Source organism: Amylolactobacillus amylophilus DSM 20533 = JCM 1125 (genome assembly GCF_001936335.1).
GTDB classification, from domain to species: Bacteria; Bacillota; Bacilli; order Lactobacillales; family Lactobacillaceae; genus Amylolactobacillus; species Amylolactobacillus amylophilus.
In genome coordinates this window covers 1,506,253-1,524,860 of the sequence record NZ_CP018888.1, presented here as the reverse complement: position 1 = coordinate 1,524,860, position 18,608 = coordinate 1,506,253, and the positions used below count along the sequence as shown (strand labels likewise).

Below are 18,608 nucleotides of genomic sequence, written 5' to 3'. Positions count from 1 at the left end.
CCTAATTCTCCTTCAGCATATCGGTTTTGATATCGTCATTCGTGTAAACGTCGATACCACTAGCAATGCGGACCGATTCCTCTGCAATCTCAGTTGCACTCATGTCACTTGCATGTCTAATCATTGCTACGGCAGCAGCTTGTGCAAAGTTACCGCCAGAACCAATCGCCACAACGTTCTCATCGGGCTCTAGCACCTCACCACCACCTGATATGAGTAGCAAATCTTCCGCATTAAAAGCAATCAAGAGAGCCTCCAGCTTCTGCAAGGTGGGATCTTTACGCCAATCCCGAGCAAGTTCAACAGCAGCACGTTTCAGATTGCCAGAATAAGCCTCTAGTTTGTTCTCCAACCTTTCCTGAAGGGTGACGGCGTCGGCCACACCGCCGGCAAAGCCAATCACGACCTGATCGTTATAAATCCGGCGAATCTTTCTGGCAGTTTGCTTACTAATCACTTTTTCGCCCATTGTGACCTGACCGTCACCGGCAATTGCGGTTACACCGTTAAATTTCACTGCACTAATTGTTGTCATTAATTAATCCTCTTTCTTTAATTCGTTGCTGTTACGTGGAAAATACTTTTGGTAATCATGTTGTAAATGTTCCATCGTGACATGAGTATACGCCTGTGTGGTCGATAATGAACTATGTCCCAGCAATTCTTGAACAGTTCTTAAATCTGCTCCGTTATTTAACATTTGGGTGGCGAAAGTATGCCGCAACATATGCGGGTGAATCTTCGCTGATAGTGCGGACTTCTCAATTATTCTGTCCAACACATACGTAATCCCCCTACTAGTAATCTTACCACCACGATTGTTCAAGAAGACATAGTCGTTAGTTTGACCAGATTTAGCTAGAAGCTCGGGGCGCACATTATCGAGATAGTCGGTCAAAGCCTTTTTGGCGTGTTCACCAAATGGCACGTAGCGATCTTTATTACCCTTACCATGGACCAAGATAATCTTTAGCGTCAAATCGAGCTGAGCAATGGTCAAGTCTGCTACCTCACTCACACGCATTCCTGTTGCATAAAATAATTCCAGTAACGCGGCATTTCGTCTGTCTAGAGGTGCCTCTCCCGTAGTTGCAGCAAATAAAGCCACCATCTCTTGCTCATAGAAGAAACGGGGTAACTTCTTCTCATTCGTACGCAAGTAGACCGACTCAGTTGGGTTTTTACGTAGTATTTCACGCTTAATTAAGAAGTGGTAAAAGGAGCGTAACGCTGATATCCTTCGCGCAATGCTATCACGTTTATTGCCCTTATCATCTAAGAATGCCATAAATAATTCAACATCTCGATTAGAAACGTTTGAGAAACCGGTAAAGCCCCCATTTTCTGTCAAGAATTGCACGAAACTGGCCAAATCCTTCTTGTATGCTAAAACCGTATTTACTGAGTAACGCCGTTCATTTGTCAAATAGTGTAGAAATTGCTGTATTTGGTCTTCAGAATCTTCGATCAATTAATTACCTCTTGTCTAGAAATTTCTTGTTGAAAATTTGCTAAATCAGCTAATGCTTTCTGAGAGAGCGCTAGATTGCGTTCTTTCTTTTGGCGAATCCGCGTAGATAACGTTGGCACGAGTGCGAAGTTAGCATTCATCGGTTGGAAATGTTTTGCATTTGCGTGGGTGATGTAGTGGGCCATCCCACCAAGCTCTGTCGTTTCCGGGAAGATGATGGGTGCGAGCCCCATTGCTGCTTGATAGGCATTTAACCCGGCCACTAGTCCGCTTCCAGCACTTTCTACGTATCCCTCAACTCCCGTCATCTGTCCAGCAAAAAATAAGCCGGATTGCATCTTCGATTCGTAATTTTGCTTTAATAAAAGTGGTGAGTTGAGGTAGGTATTTCTGTGCATCACACCGTAACGAATAAATTCGGCCTGCTCCAGTCCCGGAATTAACCTAAACACCCGCTTTTGCTCGGGCCATTTCAGATGGGTCTGGAAACCAACGATGTTATACATCGTCGCCTGCGCATCATCCTGACGTAACTGGATCACCGCAAACGGTTCCTCACCTGTCGCTGGGTTCTCCAGTCCAACAGGTTTCAACGGACCAAAGAGCATTGTCTTAAATCCACGGGCTGCCATCACCTCGATTGGCATGCAACCCTCAAAGACCCCTTCATCCTCAAATCCGTGCAGTTCAGCAGTCTCCGCCTTGACCAATTCATTATAAAAGAGCTCAAACTCGCCCTTAGTCAGCGGGCAATTCAAGTAAGCTGCCTCGCCACGATCGTAGCGGGACTTTTTGTAGACTTTCGTCATATCGATGGAGTCTGAGGAAACAATCGGTGCGGCCGCGTCAAAGAAATGGAGGCTATCCTGCCCGTTTAGCTGCTTGATTTGCTCAGCCAGCGCGGGACTGGTCAACGGACCCGTTGCCACAACCGTTACACCAGCGCGGGGCAGTTCTGTTACCTCATCCTGGATAACCTCGATGTTTGGCATACTCAATAGCTTATTGGTTACGAATGCCGAAAAGTGATCACGATCAACGGCTAACGCCCCACCGGCTGGGACGCGATTGGCATCTGCTGCCGCCATGATAAGCGAGTTGAACTGACGCATCTCTTCTTTCAAAAGTCCAACAGCGTTCGTCAATTCATTTGACCGCATTGAGTTGGTACAAACTAACTCAGCAAAATTCTGCGATTGGTGCGCGGGCGTCATCTTCTTCGGGCGCATCTCATATAACTTTACTGTCACATCTGGGTGTTGTGCAATTTGCCATGCTGCCTCGGCTCCGGCTAGTCCTCCGCCAATCACATTGATTACTGGTTTCATCTGCTATCCTCATATTTTCAATATTTAATTGCATAAAAAAATAATATCATTTAGTAGCGAATTAAGTAACCGGTTTCGCACCAATGATATTAAAATTTAACAAATATTATTTTTGAATCTCTTCTTCGTAATCACCGTTCGGACACACAACCCGGCGACCGCCCTTAACCTTCTTCTCAACCAAGAAATGGCCATCCTTAGGACAGTCTCGGCCAATTGGCCGGTCCCATGAAACGAAATCACATTCTGGATAGCGAGAACAACCATAAAATAATCTGTTACGCTTAGATTTCTTCTCAACCACTTGGCCAATATGACATTTCGAACATGTCACGCCAATTTCCTTGACTATCGGCTTGGTGTTACGACAATCTGGGAAACGTGAACAAGCATAAAACTTACCGAAACGGCCTAGTTTAATGACCATCGGTGCACCACAGATATCACAATTGAAGCCGGCTGGTTCATCCTTTATCTGAACTTTCTCGATTTCAGAGTCTGCCTTAGTCAGCTCTTTCTCAAATGGCTTGTAGTACTCGTCGACCACAGTCACCCAATTCTTCTGACCTTCTTCGACGGAGTCTAGATCATTTTCAAGTTGCGCTGTGAAGTCAATATTTACAATATCTGGGAAGAACTCTTCAATCAACGCATCGACAATTTCACCCAAGTCAGTCGGCACAAACGACTTCCCTTCGAGCTTCACGTAATATCGTTTTTGAATCGTATCTATCGTCGGTGCGTAAGTTGATGGCCGACCGACGCCATTCTCCTCAAGCGCTTTGACTAAGCTTGCTTCTGTGTAACGAGCTGGCGGCTGCGTGAAGTGCTGTGCAGGATCGGTCTTAGAAAGTTTGACCTGCTCACCCTCCAAAAGCTCTGGTAATTCGTCCTTCTTACTTGTTTTCGCATCACTCAGATCATATACTTTCGTGAAACCCGCAAATTTAATCTTGGAGCCGTTGGTCCTAAAAGTAACACCATTTTGCTCGATATCCGCCCGTACGGTATCATAAACCGCTGCGGTCATCTGACTGGCAACGAAGCGAGACCAAATCAGCTGGTATAGTCGCATTTGATCCCGCGAGAGGATGTCTTTCAAGCTCTCTGGCGTCCGAAAAACACTTGATGGCCGGATTGCCTCATGGGCATCTTGGGCTCCTTCTTGGTTCTTTACCGTTTGTGGCTTATGGGCTGCGAACTGTTCCCCGTATTCCTCATGAATAAACTTAGCAGCATCGTGCTTAGCAACGCTTGAGATCCGCTTAGAGTCCGTTCTCATGTACGTAATCAAACCGACCGTGCCCTCTTTACCGAGGTTAATTCCCTCGTAAAGCTGTTGCGCAATCATCATGGTCTTTCTAGTCTTGTAGTTCAACCGTTTATTAGCTTCTTGTTGGAGTGAGCTGGTGGTAAAGGGAGCAGCTGGCTGGCGCCGCCGTTCCTTTTTGACGACCGCAGTAATGTCAAATGGTTTATTCTTATCTATTTGACCCAGTAACTCTTTTACTTCATCGTTGTTTTTTAACTCTTTTTTCTTGCCATTCACACCATAAAAGGAGCTGACAAATTTGGTTCTACCTTTAGCAAACTCTGCGTCAATCGTCCAGTACTCTTCAGGATTGAACGCCTTTATTTCCTTTTCACGCGTGATAACCAGATTGAGTGCGATAGATTGAACACGACCAGCACTCAGACCCTTCTTCACTTTCGCCCACAGAATAGGTGAGATAGAGTATCCAACGATCCGGTCTAAGACACGACGAGCCTGCTGTGCGTCGACTAGATCCATATCAATCGAACGTGGCGTCTTAAACGAATTTTTCACGGCATCTTTTGTTATTTCATTGAAAACCACGCGGTTCTTTGAGCCATCGGGTAATCCCAGAATATGCGACACATGCCACGCGATGGCCTCACCCTCACGGTCCGGATCGGCCGCGAGATAAACGTTATCAACCTTTGCCGCCTCTTTTTTAAGATTCTTGATGGTTTCGCCCTTACCACGAATGGATATGTACTTTGGTTCATAATTATGTTCGAAATCGATTCCCATCTGCGACTTTGGCAAATCACGAATATGTCCGAGGCTAGCCACAACATGATAATTGCGCCCCAGATATTTTTCAATAGTTTTGGCTTTAGCAGGTGATTCTACAATCACGAGATTCTTCTTAGGCATTAAAAAGCCCCTTCCTGTTTACTGACAAAAATTAGACTAAGTCTAAAATATAAAAAAATTTCTGTCAATAAATTAAATCCAATATGTCAGCAGACTCTATCATTCCATAATTAGGAGAAATTGTCTAATGAAAAATCAATGATTGGTGTCGCACCCGCGGCAATTAGTTCATTTGTTCCCGCTGAAAGCGGGCTCGTGATTGGGCCTGGAATAGCGAAAACATTGCGATTTTCTTGTAGCGCAACATTGGCAGTGATTAGGGAGCCACTTCTTTGTCTTGCCTCGGTCACAACTACGTCCTCAGCAACCCCAGCGATTAATCTGTTGCGCTCGGGAAATCTAAAACGGGCGGGTGGCGTGTCTGGCAGGTACTCGCTCAACAATAATCCTTTTTTCGCCACCTGCTTTTGCAATGCGTGATTCCGTTCAGGATAGAAGTGATTCACCCCACTGCCAATAATACCAATCGTTGCCCCACCAGCAGCCAACGCGTACTCATGGGCCAGGCAGTCAACACCCTCTGCAAGACCCGAAATAATTATTTTCTGTTTCGCCACCAGCGCAGGCACTAACTCCTGTAGAATTTGACGGCTATAGGCAGAATTCTTTCTGGCGCCCACAATCGCTACACCATGTCCATTTAGTAACCGAATATCGCCCTGATAAAACAACAATAGCGGTGGGCGGTAGATTTCCCGGAGTTTCTCCGGGTAGGCAGCATCGAAAAATGATATTACACCGCAAATCTTCTTAATCCGCTGAACATTCCTGCGCAGTTCTAAGTCAAATATAATTTGCTGAAGCTGATACAGTAGTTCCAGATCCGGCACAACCGCTTTAAGTGTCGTCAGATTGACATCGTCTACCTCTGACAGTTTGCTGGTTAGTTCGAGCATTTCACGGTACTTGTATTTTTGACTCATCTTCGTTAATAGTAAGAATTCTGTTTTGTTCATAAAAAAATCTCCTTTGCTATATATACGCAAAAAAAGGAGATAAACATTTATTTAGTTTTTAATTTTTATCCTGAGCAACAAGATACTGTGAGACAGGCGCAAAAGACCGGCGGTGAATGAAACAAGCACCCAAGCGCTCTAGCCCCAAAAGATGCTCATTTGTGCCATAGCCTGCATTACTAGAGAAACCGTAGCCAGGGAAAACAGCATCGTAAGAGTCCATCAAACGGTCACGCAGCACCTTGGCCACGATGCTTGCCGCCGCAATCGAGTTGCTTTTGGCATCACCTTTAACCAGCCGTACCTGTTCAATCTCCACGGGTACCTGCATCGCATCTACTAGCAGTAATGTCGGTTGAATATCTAGCTGTGAGACAGCCGCCGCCATCGCCAGTCTGGTTGCTTCATAAATATTCACTTGGTCAATTACTTGCGCGCTCTCTATGCCAATGCCTACTGCGACTGCCTGTTCAATAATTTTCAGAAATAATTCGTCACGCTTATGTTTAGTGAGCTGCTTCGAGTCGTTAACATCTAACACACTGAAGTCTTTTGGCAAGATCACTGCGGCTGACACAACAGGACCCGCTAACGGGCCACGTCCTACTTCGTCAACACCTGCAATATACTTGTGTGTGGTCCAATATTCACGTTCAAGAGCAAATCTTGCCTCGAAGGCTGCACTTCTTTTTGCTTCCTGTAAAAGTCCTTTCTCGTATCTTTGACGTAATTTCTGTGCCCCACTGCGCGTGTCTTTTGCGAGCGCTGCTAAAAACTCTGCGCTAGGTGGGAGCGAATTAGTAAATAGAATATCTTTTAGTGCCAAAAGACTCGGCTGTTTAGTTTCTGTTAGTGGTCGATCCTGCCTAGTCATTATGCGCCACCCAATCTAATGATATTCGGCCGAGCTTCAGCTTTCTGAATCGTTGTAACAGTATTAATGCGAAACGGTCATAGTCGTCTCGATAACCGAACTGCTTGGTTAACTGCAACAACAATTCTGGCGTACTCTGTGCGTCTAAATCTGTTACTCTAGTAAATTCTCGTAACTGGCGCGTATAGTTGGTCTTTAAGAAATCCAAGAGATAAATTGCAACGTCATCCGCATGGAAGATACTATCCTTAATCGCACCACAGGCGGCGAGCTTGTAGCCTACCTCCTGATCATCAAACTTGGGCCACAAAATTCCAGGCGTGTCGAGTACTTGAATGTTGCCCTTTGCTTTCAGCCAATTCTGGTTCTTGGTCACGCCGGGACGATCGCCTACGACTGCGACATTCTTCCCAACTAAACGGTTCAAGATAGTCGATTTACCACAGTTCGGGATGCCGACACAAACAGCCCTGATGGTTGGACTGAGTGCACCCTTTGCCATAATCTTCTTTGTTTTAGCAGCAGTAGCCTGCTTGATCAACGTCACAAGTTGCTCAATCTGTGAGTTATGCTTAGCATCCAGTGCGATGACAAATTCATGACCTAAATTGCTGAAATAAGTAACCCAACGTTTCGTCTCGACTGGATCAGCCAAGTCAGCTTTATTTAGGACAATTAAATGCTGCTTTTTCTGGGCCAACTTTTCAATTAACGGGTTACGTGAGGATAATGGAATACGCGCATCAACCACCTCGATGACGACATCAACCAGTTCAAGAATATCAATAATTTGGTTCTTGGCCTTGTTCATGTGTCCTGGATACCATTGAATATTTGCCATCTAGCGGCCCCTCCTCTATATTCTTTAGACTAAATATCTTTTTTCTAAAAGCACGTCTCAAAAAAAGAACGTGACTAGCACGTTCTATTTTAGCATTATTACGTTTAATTTAGAATGTTAGTGTTTCTTCGCAACACGTTCTTGTAAATCTAATAGTCGCTGCTCTATTTCGTCCCTGGCGCTACGAAAAGCCGCCATTATCTCCGACTCCGTTCCTGTTGCTTGGGCTGGGTCTGCCACTGGCCAATGTTCTTTCACAATATTAGCCGGTGTCGCTGGACAACGATCACGCGCGTCACCACAAAGCGTAACCACTAAATCACTGCTCATGAGATAGTCGCCATCAATCAGAGTTGAAACATTTTTGGAGATGTCTACACCACTTTCGGCCATCACTTCGACCGCACGTGGATTCAGACCGTGTACTTCAACCCCCGCACTTGCAACACGCCAATCCGATCCCAGAATCTTCTTGGCAAAACCCTCCGCCATTTGGCTTCGACACGAATTTCCCGTACATAAAAAATATACTTGTGGCATTTCTCTTTCCCCCACCGTTTCTTATTTCTTCGCCTCAGCAACCGCCGTACTGAGAGTCTGGTCATCGTTTTGTGCTTTGAGTGCAATTAATTCATATAACTTATTCTGATTGGTTGCATCAACCTCACCCTTAACTGGAAGATTATTAGCTGTCTGAAACTTTTTGACAGCGGTAAGAGTAGCAGTATCATAGACACCTGTCAGATGATTATTCAGATATCCTAGTGCCATGAGGTACTGTTGCAATACCGAAACATCCAAACCCATTGTATTTGCTTTTAACGTTTCACCACTAGTGAAGCCGGTTAACTTCATATAACTAGGAACCGCAACTGCGATGTCCGGTTTCAAGCCCTTATGATTAATCCATGTACCGTCAGGTGTGAGCCACTTGGCTACCGTGTACTTATACTCGAAGTTCGGGTCAGTACCGTTAACTTCCTGAACGGTTCCCTTACCGTATGATGTCTGACCGACAAGCTTTGCCCCAGCCGACTGTTTTAGTGCGGCGGCGAAAATCTCAGCCGCACTCGCGCTATTACCGTCGATTAAAATAATTGGTTTAATGGTGGTAATCCGCTTGCGTCCCCGAATCTTTGTACTAGACTTAATAATTTCCGGTTTGCCAGTCTTACCCTGGTATTGCATGATTATCTTCTTGTTCTGCACAAACTGTGCAGCGCTCTCTAAGGCCGCATCCATAACACCACCAGGATTCCCCCGAACATCGATAATTACTTTCCGCACACCCTGCTTCTCAAAAGCGCTTAAGTTCTTTCTCAAGTCCTTACCTGTATTTGTGTCAAACTGGCTGATGGCGATGTAAGCTAGTTGATCATCCAGCATCTTTGTAGTGAGGCTACTTTGCGTAATCTTCGCCCGTGTGAGCGTCACATTAAACGATTCCTTGTCACGCTGCACCTTAATCGTTACCTTGGTACCAACCTTGCCACGAATTAAACTTGAGGCTTGACTGATATCACCATCCTTGATTGTCGTCTTATCAACGGCCAAAATAAGGTCACCGGCTTTAAGATTGCTCTTTGCAGCAGGAGTTTCTGGCATAATAGAGTCGATTACAACCTGTTTATTTTTAGAGACCACCGTCACGCCAACGCCACCAAAATTAGTACCGGTGATTGTTTGGTTTACCTGCTTTGTCTGACTGTCATTCAAAGAAATCGAATAAGGATCTCCTAGAGCGTCAAGCATACCAGAAATAGCACCTTGCTGTAATTTTGTGGCAGAAATTTTCTTGTAGTAGCGTTGCTGTAGTTGTTGATAAACCTGCTCAACTTTCGCCAAGCCGACCGGCTTCTCTGCCGCCTGTTCATTCAGTACTGTCAGCACAATTGCTAATGTTAAAAAAGCTCCTACCAGAAGGCTGGCAAGAGCGATTAAGAATGTGTTTTTTCGCGAAAAGACAACCCGCTTCTTGTTCTCATTTGCTTTTTTCATCTAACTATCCTAGTTCCACTTTAAATTTACTGTTTTTAATTCATTTTATCCAGGTACATCCTGTATGCCTCATCGAACACATCCATGTTAGGTAAATAGCTACCATTCAGTTCCAAATAATTAGATAATTCTTCATAATCCTGCATCTGTTTAGGAAAATATTGGTCATTAAACGCATTATTGGCAAACTCTGCAATCATGGTGTGACTGTCAGGATTTCTGAGCGTCATTAAGTACTGGTAGAAACTTTGTCTCATCAAATTTATCAGCCCTATTCTGTATAAAAAATCACTGCAAATGCGCCGCGACCAGCATGAGTTGCCACAACCGAACTAGTCTCACGTACCAAAATAGGCACAGTGGGATTAACCGCATGAATTTGGTCAGCAAACTCGTTCATTTCAGCTTCAGCGTCGACGTGCGACAAGCCAATCTCAACGATGTTCTTGTATTTCTTAATCGTATCAATGACTTCTTGCTTGAATTTATTCACCGTCTTTTGCCCACGACCCTTCTGTGCAATCTCAAGCTTACCGCCCTGCATCTTTAGGATTGCTTTGATATTCAGTAGCGTAGCAATACGACCGGTTGTCTTACCAAGTCGTCCGCCCTTGATGATGTTGTCGAGGTTAACCACAACCAACTTAAGGTAGGTGTTTTCCTGAATTTGCTTGACATGGGCAACAACTTCATCCATTGAGTGCCCTGCCGCGATATCCTTCGCTGCCGCGATGAGCTGCTGCCCTTGGGCACGGTCCGTATACTCGCAGTCAACCACTGTAATGGCATCTGTTTCTAGAATCTGCACCGCCTGCCTTGCGGCATTTACCGTCCCGCTGAGTGATTCCGCCATCATAATCGCGAGTACCTGACTACCATCTGCAATTAATTCCTGAAAGACCTCGACGAACTTGCCGATGGCCGGTTGAGACGTTGATGGCAAGTCCTTAGCTAGTTCCATCTTCTGCACGAATTCCTTTCGTGAGATATCCACCTCATCGACGTAGTTCTGCCCGTCAATGTTAATGGTCAATGGTACAATTGTAATCTGGTATTGTTCAATCTCTGCTGGTGTTAGTTGGACTGAAGAGTCGGTTACTAATTTAATTTTCGTCAATTTTTTACTTCCATTTCAAATAAGTATTTGTAAATGTGTTAACATTACTTAGTAGCCTCCACGTATCTGATGAGTCGAGCAGACACTAGTTACTACATATCAGTATATCAAATGTGGAAAGCCATATCATAAATTAAATGTTAAATTTACAGAATGAGGATGAATATTTATGCGAATTAGCGAACTTTTTAAAGTGCCAGAGCCCAGATCAAAGGCCTACAACATTGTGAATGAAACATTTGGGGCGGTGACTCATGGTATCGGCTTCTTCCTCTCGGTAGCGGGACTAGTAATGCTAATTATCAAAACGATCCCGGAGCATGATACACTCAAGCTGGTCTCGTTCATTATCTACGGTAGTTCCCTAATTCTGCTGTACCTCTTTTCGACTCTTTACCATAGCTTAGTCTTTACACGAGCACGTCATGTATTTCAGATATTTGATCACAGCTCAATCTTTATCCTAATCGCTGGTTCATACACACCGTACACGTTGGTCGGTGTTGGCGGGCGGTTTGGCTGGATCATGTTTGTGCTAATTTGGGTGCTTGCAGTGCTCGGAATTCTCTACAAAATTTTCCTAGTCGGGAAGTACGGCAAATTCGAGACTATTCTCTATATCATTATGGGGTGGCTAGTCATACTAGCCTCAAAGCCCCTTGTGGCGACACTTGGACCGACGGGTTTCATGTTGCTCGTCAGTGGTGGCGTTGCATATACATTCGGGGCATTACTCTACAGTATGAGAAACGTACCATTTATCCATGTAATTTGGCACATTTTCGTCATGTTGGGTTCAATCTTAATGTACTTTTCAATTCTCTTCTATCTATAAACGATTTCAGGCAAAAAGGGCGGAAAATTTTCTGCCCTTTTTTATTTGAATCCTGGCCTTGCTAAATCATTACGCTGATAGATATAGAAATGGTGGGGATAAATATTTCGTTCATCAACACGACCCGCTAACTCTTTTATGAGTTCAAATTTAGTTAAATCAATCTGGGGCATTTTGGTGTCACCAGCAATGGTATTCTGGACTTTTGTGATATACAAAAGATCGACCTCACCGACCAATGCTTCATAAATTTGTGCTCCACCTATTACGAAAATTGTTTCATCCTCTGCATAAGGTATCTGCTCAAGGTGATGCAGCAATTGAGCAACAGAGTGAACAACAGTGACACCCGCATAACTCCAATCCGGGTTTCTCGTCAGAACAATATTCTCCCTCTCTGGTAGAGGTTTGACGTGCAAAGAGTCAAAGGTTCTACGTCCCATCACAACGGGATGCCCTTTCGTCTGTTCCTTGAAGAACTGCATGTCGTCTGGCAAGTTCCAAGGTATGACCCCATCTTTACCAATATAACCAAGGCTATTTTCAGCCCAAATAAACGCGATTTTTTTCATTAGATTGCCACCGGTGCCTTTATTGTATTTTGTGGATGATAGTTAACGATGTTGAAATCAGTCAATTGATAGTCAAACAAATTTGGTTCGTTCACTTGTGTACTAAAGTGATTGATACGCAATTGCGGGCCCGCATTCGGTGTACGTGCTAACTGCATCTTCGCCTGGTCGACGTGGTTTGCATAAAGGTGCACATCGCCAAATGTGTGGACTAACTCGCCCACCTCTAGGTCGCAGATATCAGCAACGATATGCGTGAGTAGCGCATAACTCGCGATATTAAATGGTACTCCTAAAAAGACGTCACCAGAGCGTTGGTACAGCTGACAAGAGAGTTTACCATCGAGCACATAGAACTGAAACAACGAGTGACATGGGGGAAGCGCCATACTCGGTACATCCTCAGGATTCCAAGCACTGACAATTAACCTGCGCGAATCCGGATTACTCTTGATTGTCATGACAACATTGAGCAGTTGGTCGATTGTCTCACCGTTTCTGCTCTGCCACTCACGCCATTGCTTACCATAAACCGGACCAAGGTTACCAAAACGCTGGCTAAATTGTTCATCAGTCAGAATTTTTTGGACGAACTTGGCATGCTCTAATTCATACTGATGCTTGAAGTCCAGATTGGTGAGCACACGATGACCGAAATCAGTCATGTCAGGTCCTGTATACTCTGTACTTCTGACATAGTTCAAAAAAGCCCACTCATCCCAAATATGATTATTATTTTCCAACAAATATTTGATGTTCGTATCGCCATGCAAGAACCAAAGTAGCTCACTTGCAATCAGGCGGAACGGTACTTTCTTGGTCGTTAACAAAGGAAAATTTTCTTGAAGGTCAAAGCGCATTTGATAACCAAATAGGCTATAAGTGCCCGTTTTTGTCCTGTCTTCTTTGAAATTTCCCTCTGTTACCAACTTATTCAAAAGTGTGAGATACTGCAGTTCATTATTGTTCATGGCAATCCCAAAAGCTTTCCAAAAGATTTTAACTAATTCTAGTTTACCAAAGAACAAAAAAAATAAGCTAAGAAAACAACCTCTCTTAACTCATTTAATTAACTTTGTCGGTTAGCCGAATAATTGACTAGTCATTATAAACGTCAAAGACGGTTTTCTCACGGTCAATCATGATGTGCAGGTGGCCGTCTTTCTCTGAAATTTCAGTTGTTTGATACTGATTATCCAACCCGTTTACGTCTTTTTGCTTGAATGGGAAGTAAATCATGATGGGCTCTTCAAGTGCTGCCTCTTCACCAAATTGGACTTCACACTTCTCAATGTCTTGGTATTTCACAACTCTGGCGAACATTCCTGCCTGAACGGCAGCAATATCGTTTTCACCACCATGATCAGCATCTGGCATGATATCAGCTTGGAAAGATTTGCAAGGATGAATCTCTTCAATCTTCCCGCCATCGATTCTGCCATAACTAGTAGTCACACGTGAAATCCAAATATCACTGAAATCCTTGTGATCAACAATCCAAACATCGCCATTTCTAAAGTAGAATTTTACTGATTGTAATACATGTTTCATATGCTTTCCCTCGCTTTCTGAAAATATCATACCACACTTGTGATTTTTTTAACATACTTTGCGATACTTTTTTGATTATTTTTTATTTGACCAGCGAGGATGGCATCGAGCGTTAGTTGGAGCAATCGCCCAATCCGTGGTCCTGCGGGAATTCCCAGGTTTGCCATCAGGAAACGTCCATCAACGGCAAGCTCGTGGGCATCCTTTAGCGGTAGGTGGTTATACCTGTCAATCAGGACCACCCCATTGACTGGTTCTCCCAGAATATCAGCTAAGTCAATCGTCGAAGCTAATGTAGTCACACCGAAATCGAATAACTCACGGTTTGTCAATTCACGCTCACTCACTATGTCGAAACACTCAACGATTTGTTGAACCTGATGTGCAACTTCATTCGAGTTTTTCCAAGTTCGCATAAATGCACGAACCTCATCATTGGTCAGTTTAATTAAAACAATAATTAACGCCCAAAAAATCGGTTCCGTTGTTGGAAAAAAATTTAATGTTAGATAATTTTTTAACAAGCTGCTTTTACCAGCTAGGAGTGGTAAATCTTCTATTAATTCGGAATCGATAAGCACACTAAAGCCATCCTTACTGTCCGGCCCCAAGCCAAGCTTCAAGAACTCCTCTCTAATTCGCTCCACTGCAATATGGTGAAGCAGCTCACGGTTCTCTGTAATGGCCTTCTTCGTATCCCGCTCTAAAGTAAACCCTAATTGGCTTACAAATCGGACCGCACGCATCATTCTTAGCGCATCTTCATGAAACCTCTCACGTGCCTCACCGACAGCTCGAACAACTTTATTATTCAGGTCGGTAATGCCACCAAAATGGTCGATAATCTCACCGCTACCAGCCATTGCTAAAGCATTTATTGTGAAATCACGGCGCTTTAAATCTTCGCTGAGATTCTGGACAAATTCTACATGATCCGGACGTCTGAAGTCCTGGTAGGTCGATTCTGTTCTGAAAGTCGTTACCTCGTAGAACTCTTCGCCATATTTCACGGTGACCGTACCGTGTTGAATACCTGTGTCAATCGTCACGGGAAAGATCCGCTTCACCTCGGCTGGATAAGCATTAGTTGCAATATCAACGTCATGAATTGGTCGTTTCAGTAAGAGATCGCGGACTGATCCGCCAACGAAATACGCCTTAAAACCAGCCTGTTCAAGATTTTTAATTATGGGTCGTGCTTCTTTGAAAATTTGTGGTAAGTCTTCAACAATCATCAAGCTTGCCGTCCTTTTTAATTTTTATGTATTATCATAGTGTCTAGCGTCGAATGGTGCTACATTAGTATCTAGGGAGGAATTGTGGAATGACTAAAAAAACATTACTACACGAGAGTGGCACACTGCTCATGATCATGCTAGGCACCGCCATCTACGCACTAGGTGTTGTTGCCATTAATATTCAAAATAATTTGGCAGAGGGCGGCTTAACCGGTATCACATTGATTCTGCGCTTCTGGTTCCACATTGATCCCGCTATCTCGACGATTATCTTAAATATACCATTGATTCTATTAGGATATCGTTCGATGGGCAAAAAAGCACTTTTCTACACGATTTGGGGCACAGGCTCCCTCGCCCTCGCCCTTTTTATCTGGCAACGTATCCCTATTATATCGCAATTAAATATTGAACATGATTTATTTATTGCCGCAATTCTTGCTGGATTGATAGGCGGATTTGGTGCTGGAATTGTATTCAAGTTTGGTGGTACAACGGGTGGGACGGATATCATCGCCAGAATACTAGAAATACGTTTCAACCTCCCGATTGGTCGAACTCTTCTGACAGTCGACTTTCTTGTCTTGACAGCGTCTCTTTCCTACCTGAACGTTAAGCAGATGATGTACACCCTCTTTGCTTCATTTGTCTTTTCAAACGTCGTGAACTTCACCCAGGAAGGCTCATACAGTGCTAAAGGTGTGCTCATTATCAGCCAAAAGTACGCGGAAATTGGTCAGATGATCGATTTGAAATTGGAGCGAGGCTATACATACTTGATGGCCGAAGGCGGATTTGAGCAAGATCAGAAGAAAGTCATCTATTCAGTGGTCAGTCGCGCCGAGATACCTGCATTGAAGGAACTCATCATGCAAGAAGATTCCAATGCATTCATTTCCATTATAGATGTGCATGAGGCTTTTGGTGAAGGTTTTTCCCACAACAAGAAAAAAACTAGGCTGTTTACCCGTCGGTAACTACCTAGTTAATCAAATAATTTTCGTATGAATACCTATGACTTACTCGTCAAGACTCTGGAGCAGTTCTTGCATTTCGAAATCCTCAGGCTGGAGTTTCAGATAAGAGTTGAGTGCTAGTTTCAAACTAGTTGTATCACCAAGTTCTTGGAAGAGGTGGATAACCTGAAGTAAGAAATCGGTATTATCATTGAAACTACGGTACGCCAATAAATATTGTGGGCGTGCCTTTTCTAATTCATCCAACGAATCATAGGATACCGCCAGATTCCAGTGGGCCTGATCTTCAATCTCTTCATCTGCAATCTCCTCAAACAACCCAATATTCTTCTCATGCTCACCTTGCTGCAAATAGAGATTGCTGAGTGATAATCTTAAGCTAGAGTTATCCGGATTAACGGCTAGTCCATCTTCGAGCAGCTTAATTGCAGTTTGATAATCCTGTAGATTAGCAGCTGCCTTAGAGCCAAGATCGTACAAAACCTCATCAAATTTATTGTAGCTCAGACCGATTTGAGCAGTTGCAAGGACGTTGTCATTATCGTGTTCCTGCTGATACGCCAGGGCCAAGTTGGGATAGACATTAACGTAGTCTGGTTGTACTTCAATCACGCTATTAAACGCCTCGATTGCCTCCTTGATTCTATCTGCTTGGAGGAAAATTAGGCCGCCCTCATACTGCGCGTTGATATCTAATTCATCGGTGTTGGACTGGGCAATTAGGTCTGAAGCTCGTTCAAATTCACCGATGTGTGCCCAAGTATTTGCCAAGCGCCGATTGATATCAACTCCGCTCAGTTCGCGGATGTTCTCCCGAATCAGTTTCTGATAATATTCAAGCGCATTATTATAGTTACCAATTGCGTAAAATAGCTCGGCCAAGGCAAACCAGACCACTTCCTCGTCAGGAGCTAATCTAGTGGCCTCTAGCAGCTTTTGTTCTGCTGCCTCAACCAGTCCCTCGCTCTGGTAGTAATCCGCCTGAACAAGCAGGGATTGCACATACGCTGTGGAAGCAGGATTGATTTCGTACAAAAGCTGCAAGCCAGCATAAATCTGGTCCTCGTTCACTAGAATCTCGGCAAGATATACTTTGAAAATATCTTCCTGTGGAAAATCGGCAATGAGCTGGCGGTATATGTCTTTTGCATAATCACTGAAGCCATAGGCGGTAAGCTCCTCAGCGAGGCTAGCAATAACCTCTGGTTCGTCATTCTTTAGTGATAAATCAATGGTTTTCTTTAAATCAGTAAATTTATTTTGCTCAATTTGTTGTAACGCATCCTCTGCATAACTCATTTAATCATCTCCTTTGAAGATTCTACTATTAACTCTCTCTTAGCGCCAATTATTTGAGCCGCTATCAAAAATAAGCCGGGAAAATTTTCGCGGCTTATTTTCTACCATTTATTTTGGCTATATTTCTTAACGTAGTTCACTTGTCGAGCAAATAGGTAACTGCTTCGCTTCAAACTACGATCAGCCGAATAGAATAATGGATTACCCCACTTCTTTTGTCGAATCAGTCTACGAATATCTTTCTTAACTGTGGGATTAAATACAAAGTGCCGTAACACCATCTTTGGCACAATCGAGAACAGGTACTCAGATTGGTTATACTCAATCGGCAGTTCTCTTTGTGCGACACAATCTTCAACCAAATACTTAGCCATGTTATGTCCTGTCTGAGTTACGTAATAGCTAGAGCGGCCCTGGCGAATATTTATTTCGAATATCTTAAACTTCTGATCACGTTTGTCATACTTAATATCAAAGTTTGCAAATCCCGTATAGCCAATCTTCTCCAAAATTTCCTGCATCTGCTTCATCAAGGGTAGATTGTTACGGGTAATAATTGCTACCAGATTACCAATCGCAGTTGGTGTATGTTCCTGTAAGACAACTTGCCCCAATGCCACCAACTCGGTTTTGTGATTTGAGTTAACATAAAGCACACCATCCCACATATTCGTATCATCACCGGGAATAAACTCTTGGATTATCAGTTCATCGTCATACCCAGCATTTCGCAGTAACTTGATAACGCCAAGTACCTGATCTCTCGTCTTCACCCGATAAACCTTCTCTTTACCTGCAAAGTGCATATCGAAATAAGCTACGACGTTGCTAGGCTTAATAATTAGCGGATATTGTAATTTGCTATCATCAAACTGCTCCGGTGTTTCATTGCGCCCCACAAAAATTGTATTGGGGTGCTCTATTTGTAACGTATCACACAATTCATAGAAACTTTTCTTATTCTGAAGTTGATCCATGATTGCAGCACTTGGATAGTTAAAGACATAATACTTTTTGAGAAATTCTGCATTCAGGATGATATTGCGAACGTAAATATCACTTGTACCCACCAACAGAAGCTTTTTACCGGTGCGCTGGTATTTTTGCGCTACTCGTAAAAGAATGTGAGCAAACTCCGTTTCATCATGAAGCTTTGGAAAGTACTCAATTGCCTCCGGGATACTACTAAGTCTAGTAAACGGTAGCGGCGCAGAACCCACCAGGATTGGTTTAATGCCATACTCTTGGTGAAACGAAATAGCCATGTTGTACGTATTAATATCTGTCCCAACAATTACAGGAATAAAATTTGATTTCAAAAAATTAACTCTCTCTTCTCTTGCTCAAACTATTAATGTGAGTATACAAA

19 protein-coding genes are annotated in these 18,608 nt (G+C 43.6%); 2 read left to right on the top strand and 17 right to left on the bottom strand.

The window, feature by feature from the left end; genetic code table 11:
- Position 1 precedes the first annotated feature (1 nt).
- The 11 genes from hslV to LA20533_RS07925 all read right to left on the bottom strand — a co-directional run bounded on the left by hslV (position 2) and on the right by LA20533_RS07925 (position 10,767).
- Positions 2-535 (bottom strand): ATP-dependent protease subunit HslV, encoded by a 534-nt coding sequence (hslV, locus tag LA20533_RS07975; RefSeq protein ID WP_054745100.1) that lies wholly within the window; start codon positions 533-535, stop codon positions 2-4.
- A 3-nt stretch (positions 536-538) separates the two neighbouring features.
- Positions 539-1,468 (bottom strand): tyrosine recombinase XerC, encoded by a 930-nt coding sequence (gene xerC, locus LA20533_RS07970; protein WP_371857342.1) that lies wholly within the window; start codon positions 1,466-1,468, stop codon positions 539-541.
- Positions 1,468-2,799, bottom strand: coding sequence for a methylenetetrahydrofolate--tRNA-(uracil(54)-C(5))-methyltransferase (FADH(2)-oxidizing) TrmFO (trmFO, locus tag LA20533_RS07965; RefSeq protein ID WP_056946118.1), 1,332 nt, complete (start codon positions 2,797-2,799; stop codon positions 1,468-1,470). The genes xerC and trmFO overlap by 1 nt, the downstream gene beginning before the upstream one ends.
- Before the next feature lie 106 nt (positions 2,800-2,905).
- Positions 2,906-4,981, bottom strand: a complete 2,076-nt coding sequence (gene topA / locus LA20533_RS07960; protein WP_056946117.1) for a type I DNA topoisomerase — start codon at positions 4,979-4,981, stop codon at positions 2,906-2,908.
- 110 nt (positions 4,982-5,091) lie between these two features.
- Positions 5,092-5,937 carry a DNA-processing protein DprA gene (gene dprA, locus LA20533_RS07955; RefSeq protein WP_056946116.1) on the bottom strand — a complete coding sequence of 282 codons (846 nt, stop codon included), beginning with the start codon at positions 5,935-5,937 and terminating at the stop codon, positions 5,092-5,094.
- Positions 5,938-5,995: 58 nt separating this feature from the next.
- On the bottom strand, positions 5,996-6,811 hold the full coding sequence (locus LA20533_RS07950; protein WP_082611550.1) for a ribonuclease HII: 816 nt from the start codon (positions 6,809-6,811) through the stop codon (positions 5,996-5,998).
- A complete protein-coding gene (ylqF, locus tag LA20533_RS07945; RefSeq protein ID WP_054745104.1) occupies positions 6,804-7,652 on the bottom strand; it encodes a ribosome biogenesis GTPase YlqF in 849 nt (282 codons plus the stop codon). Before ylqF ends, LA20533_RS07950 begins: the two co-directional genes overlap by 8 nt.
- Positions 7,653-7,769: 117 nt before the next feature.
- The gene (gene arsC, locus LA20533_RS07940) at positions 7,770-8,192 is read right to left on the bottom strand and encodes an arsenate reductase (thioredoxin) (protein ID WP_056946115.1); all 423 of its coding nucleotides are present in this window, start codon (positions 8,190-8,192) and stop codon (positions 7,770-7,772) included.
- A gap of 21 nt (positions 8,193-8,213) precedes the next feature.
- Complete coding sequence (locus LA20533_RS07935) at positions 8,214-9,650, bottom strand: S41 family peptidase (RefSeq protein ID WP_056946114.1); 1,437 nt, start codon at positions 9,648-9,650, stop codon at positions 8,214-8,216.
- A 35-nt stretch (positions 9,651-9,685) separates the two neighbouring features.
- On the bottom strand, positions 9,686-9,907 hold the full coding sequence (locus tag LA20533_RS07930; RefSeq protein ID WP_054745310.1) for a YozE family protein: 222 nt from the start codon (positions 9,905-9,907) through the stop codon (positions 9,686-9,688).
- 14 nt (positions 9,908-9,921) lie between these two features.
- Positions 9,922-10,767, bottom strand: a complete 846-nt coding sequence (locus tag LA20533_RS07925; RefSeq protein ID WP_056946112.1) for a DegV family protein — start codon at positions 10,765-10,767, stop codon at positions 9,922-9,924.
- Positions 10,768-10,936: 169 nt separating this feature from the next.
- On the opposite strand from LA20533_RS07925, the gene trhA reads away from it, so the two are divergent.
- The gene (trhA, locus tag LA20533_RS07920; RefSeq protein WP_054745110.1) at positions 10,937-11,602 is read left to right on the top strand and encodes a PAQR family membrane homeostasis protein TrhA; all 666 of its coding nucleotides are present in this window, start codon (positions 10,937-10,939) and stop codon (positions 11,600-11,602) included.
- Positions 11,603-11,643: 41 nt separating this feature from the next.
- Here the strand turns inward: trhA and LA20533_RS07915 are convergent, their stop codons facing one another.
- The 4 genes from LA20533_RS07915 to LA20533_RS07900 form a co-directional block, all read right to left on the bottom strand.
- Positions 11,644-12,174 carry a dihydrofolate reductase gene (locus LA20533_RS07915; protein ID WP_056946111.1) on the bottom strand — a complete coding sequence of 177 codons (531 nt, stop codon included), beginning with the start codon at positions 12,172-12,174 and terminating at the stop codon, positions 11,644-11,646.
- Positions 12,174-13,145 carry a thymidylate synthase gene (locus LA20533_RS07910; protein WP_056946423.1) on the bottom strand — a complete coding sequence of 324 codons (972 nt, stop codon included), beginning with the start codon at positions 13,143-13,145 and terminating at the stop codon, positions 12,174-12,176. Before LA20533_RS07910 ends, LA20533_RS07915 begins: the two co-directional genes overlap by 1 nt.
- Positions 13,146-13,272: 127 nt before the next feature.
- Positions 13,273-13,725: a hypothetical protein gene (locus LA20533_RS07905; protein ID WP_054745115.1), complete on the bottom strand. Its 453-nt coding sequence runs from the start codon at positions 13,723-13,725 to the stop codon at positions 13,273-13,275.
- 26 nt (positions 13,726-13,751) lie between these two features.
- Complete coding sequence (locus LA20533_RS07900; protein ID WP_056946110.1) at positions 13,752-14,960, bottom strand: CCA tRNA nucleotidyltransferase; 1,209 nt, start codon at positions 14,958-14,960, stop codon at positions 13,752-13,754.
- 89 nt (positions 14,961-15,049) lie between these two features.
- On the opposite strand from LA20533_RS07900, the gene LA20533_RS07895 reads away from it, so the two are divergent.
- Positions 15,050-15,940 (top strand): YitT family protein, encoded by an 891-nt coding sequence (locus tag LA20533_RS07895; protein ID WP_056946109.1) that lies wholly within the window; start codon positions 15,050-15,052, stop codon positions 15,938-15,940.
- A gap of 42 nt (positions 15,941-15,982) precedes the next feature.
- On the opposite strand, the gene LA20533_RS07890 is transcribed toward LA20533_RS07895, so the two are convergent.
- The gene (locus LA20533_RS07890; RefSeq protein WP_056946108.1) at positions 15,983-17,239 is read right to left on the bottom strand and encodes a tetratricopeptide repeat protein; all 1,257 of its coding nucleotides are present in this window, start codon (positions 17,237-17,239) and stop codon (positions 15,983-15,985) included.
- Positions 17,240-17,340: 101 nt separating this feature from the next.
- On the bottom strand, positions 17,341-18,558 hold the full coding sequence (locus tag LA20533_RS07885; protein ID WP_201779026.1) for a carboxylate--amine ligase: 1,218 nt from the start codon (positions 18,556-18,558) through the stop codon (positions 17,341-17,343).
- Positions 18,559-18,608: the final 50 nt, after the last annotated feature.

Coding starts and splice junctions, on each gene's coding strand:
- hslV (WP_054745100.1), bottom strand. CDS start 535: ATGACAACAATTAGTGCAGTGAAATTTAACGGTGTAACCGCAATTGCC.
- trmFO (WP_056946118.1), bottom strand. CDS start 2,799: ATGAAACCAGTAATCAATGTGATTGGCGGAGGACTAGCCGGAGCCGAG.
- topA (WP_056946117.1), bottom strand. CDS start 4,981: ATGCCTAAGAAGAATCTCGTGATTGTAGAATCACCTGCTAAAGCCAAA.
- dprA (WP_056946116.1), bottom strand. CDS start 5,937: ATGAACAAAACAGAATTCTTACTATTAACGAAGATGAGTCAAAAATAC.
- LA20533_RS07950 (WP_082611550.1), bottom strand. CDS start 6,811: ATGACTAGGCAGGATCGACCACTAACAGAAACTAAACAGCCGAGTCTT.
- ylqF (WP_054745104.1), bottom strand. CDS start 7,652: ATGGCAAATATTCAATGGTATCCAGGACACATGAACAAGGCCAAGAAC.
- arsC (WP_056946115.1), bottom strand. CDS start 8,192: ATGCCACAAGTATATTTTTTATGTACGGGAAATTCGTGTCGAAGCCAA.
- LA20533_RS07935 (WP_056946114.1), bottom strand. CDS start 9,650: ATGAAAAAAGCAAATGAGAACAAGAAGCGGGTTGTCTTTTCGCGAAAA.
- LA20533_RS07930 (WP_054745310.1), bottom strand. CDS start 9,907: ATGAGACAAAGTTTCTACCAGTACTTAATGACGCTCAGAAATCCTGAC.
- trhA (WP_054745110.1), top strand. CDS start 10,937: ATGCGAATTAGCGAACTTTTTAAAGTGCCAGAGCCCAGATCAAAGGCC.
- LA20533_RS07915 (WP_056946111.1), bottom strand. CDS start 12,174: ATGAAAAAAATCGCGTTTATTTGGGCTGAAAATAGCCTTGGTTATATT.
- LA20533_RS07910 (WP_056946423.1), bottom strand. CDS start 13,145: ATGAACAATAATGAACTGCAGTATCTCACACTTTTGAATAAGTTGGTA.
- LA20533_RS07905 (WP_054745115.1), bottom strand. CDS start 13,725: ATGAAACATGTATTACAATCAGTAAAATTCTACTTTAGAAATGGCGAT.
- LA20533_RS07900 (WP_056946110.1), bottom strand. CDS start 14,960: ATGATTGTTGAAGACTTACCACAAATTTTCAAAGAAGCACGACCCATA.
- LA20533_RS07895 (WP_056946109.1), top strand. CDS start 15,050: ATGACTAAAAAAACATTACTACACGAGAGTGGCACACTGCTCATGATC.
- LA20533_RS07890 (WP_056946108.1), bottom strand. CDS start 17,239: ATGAGTTATGCAGAGGATGCGTTACAACAAATTGAGCAAAATAAATTT.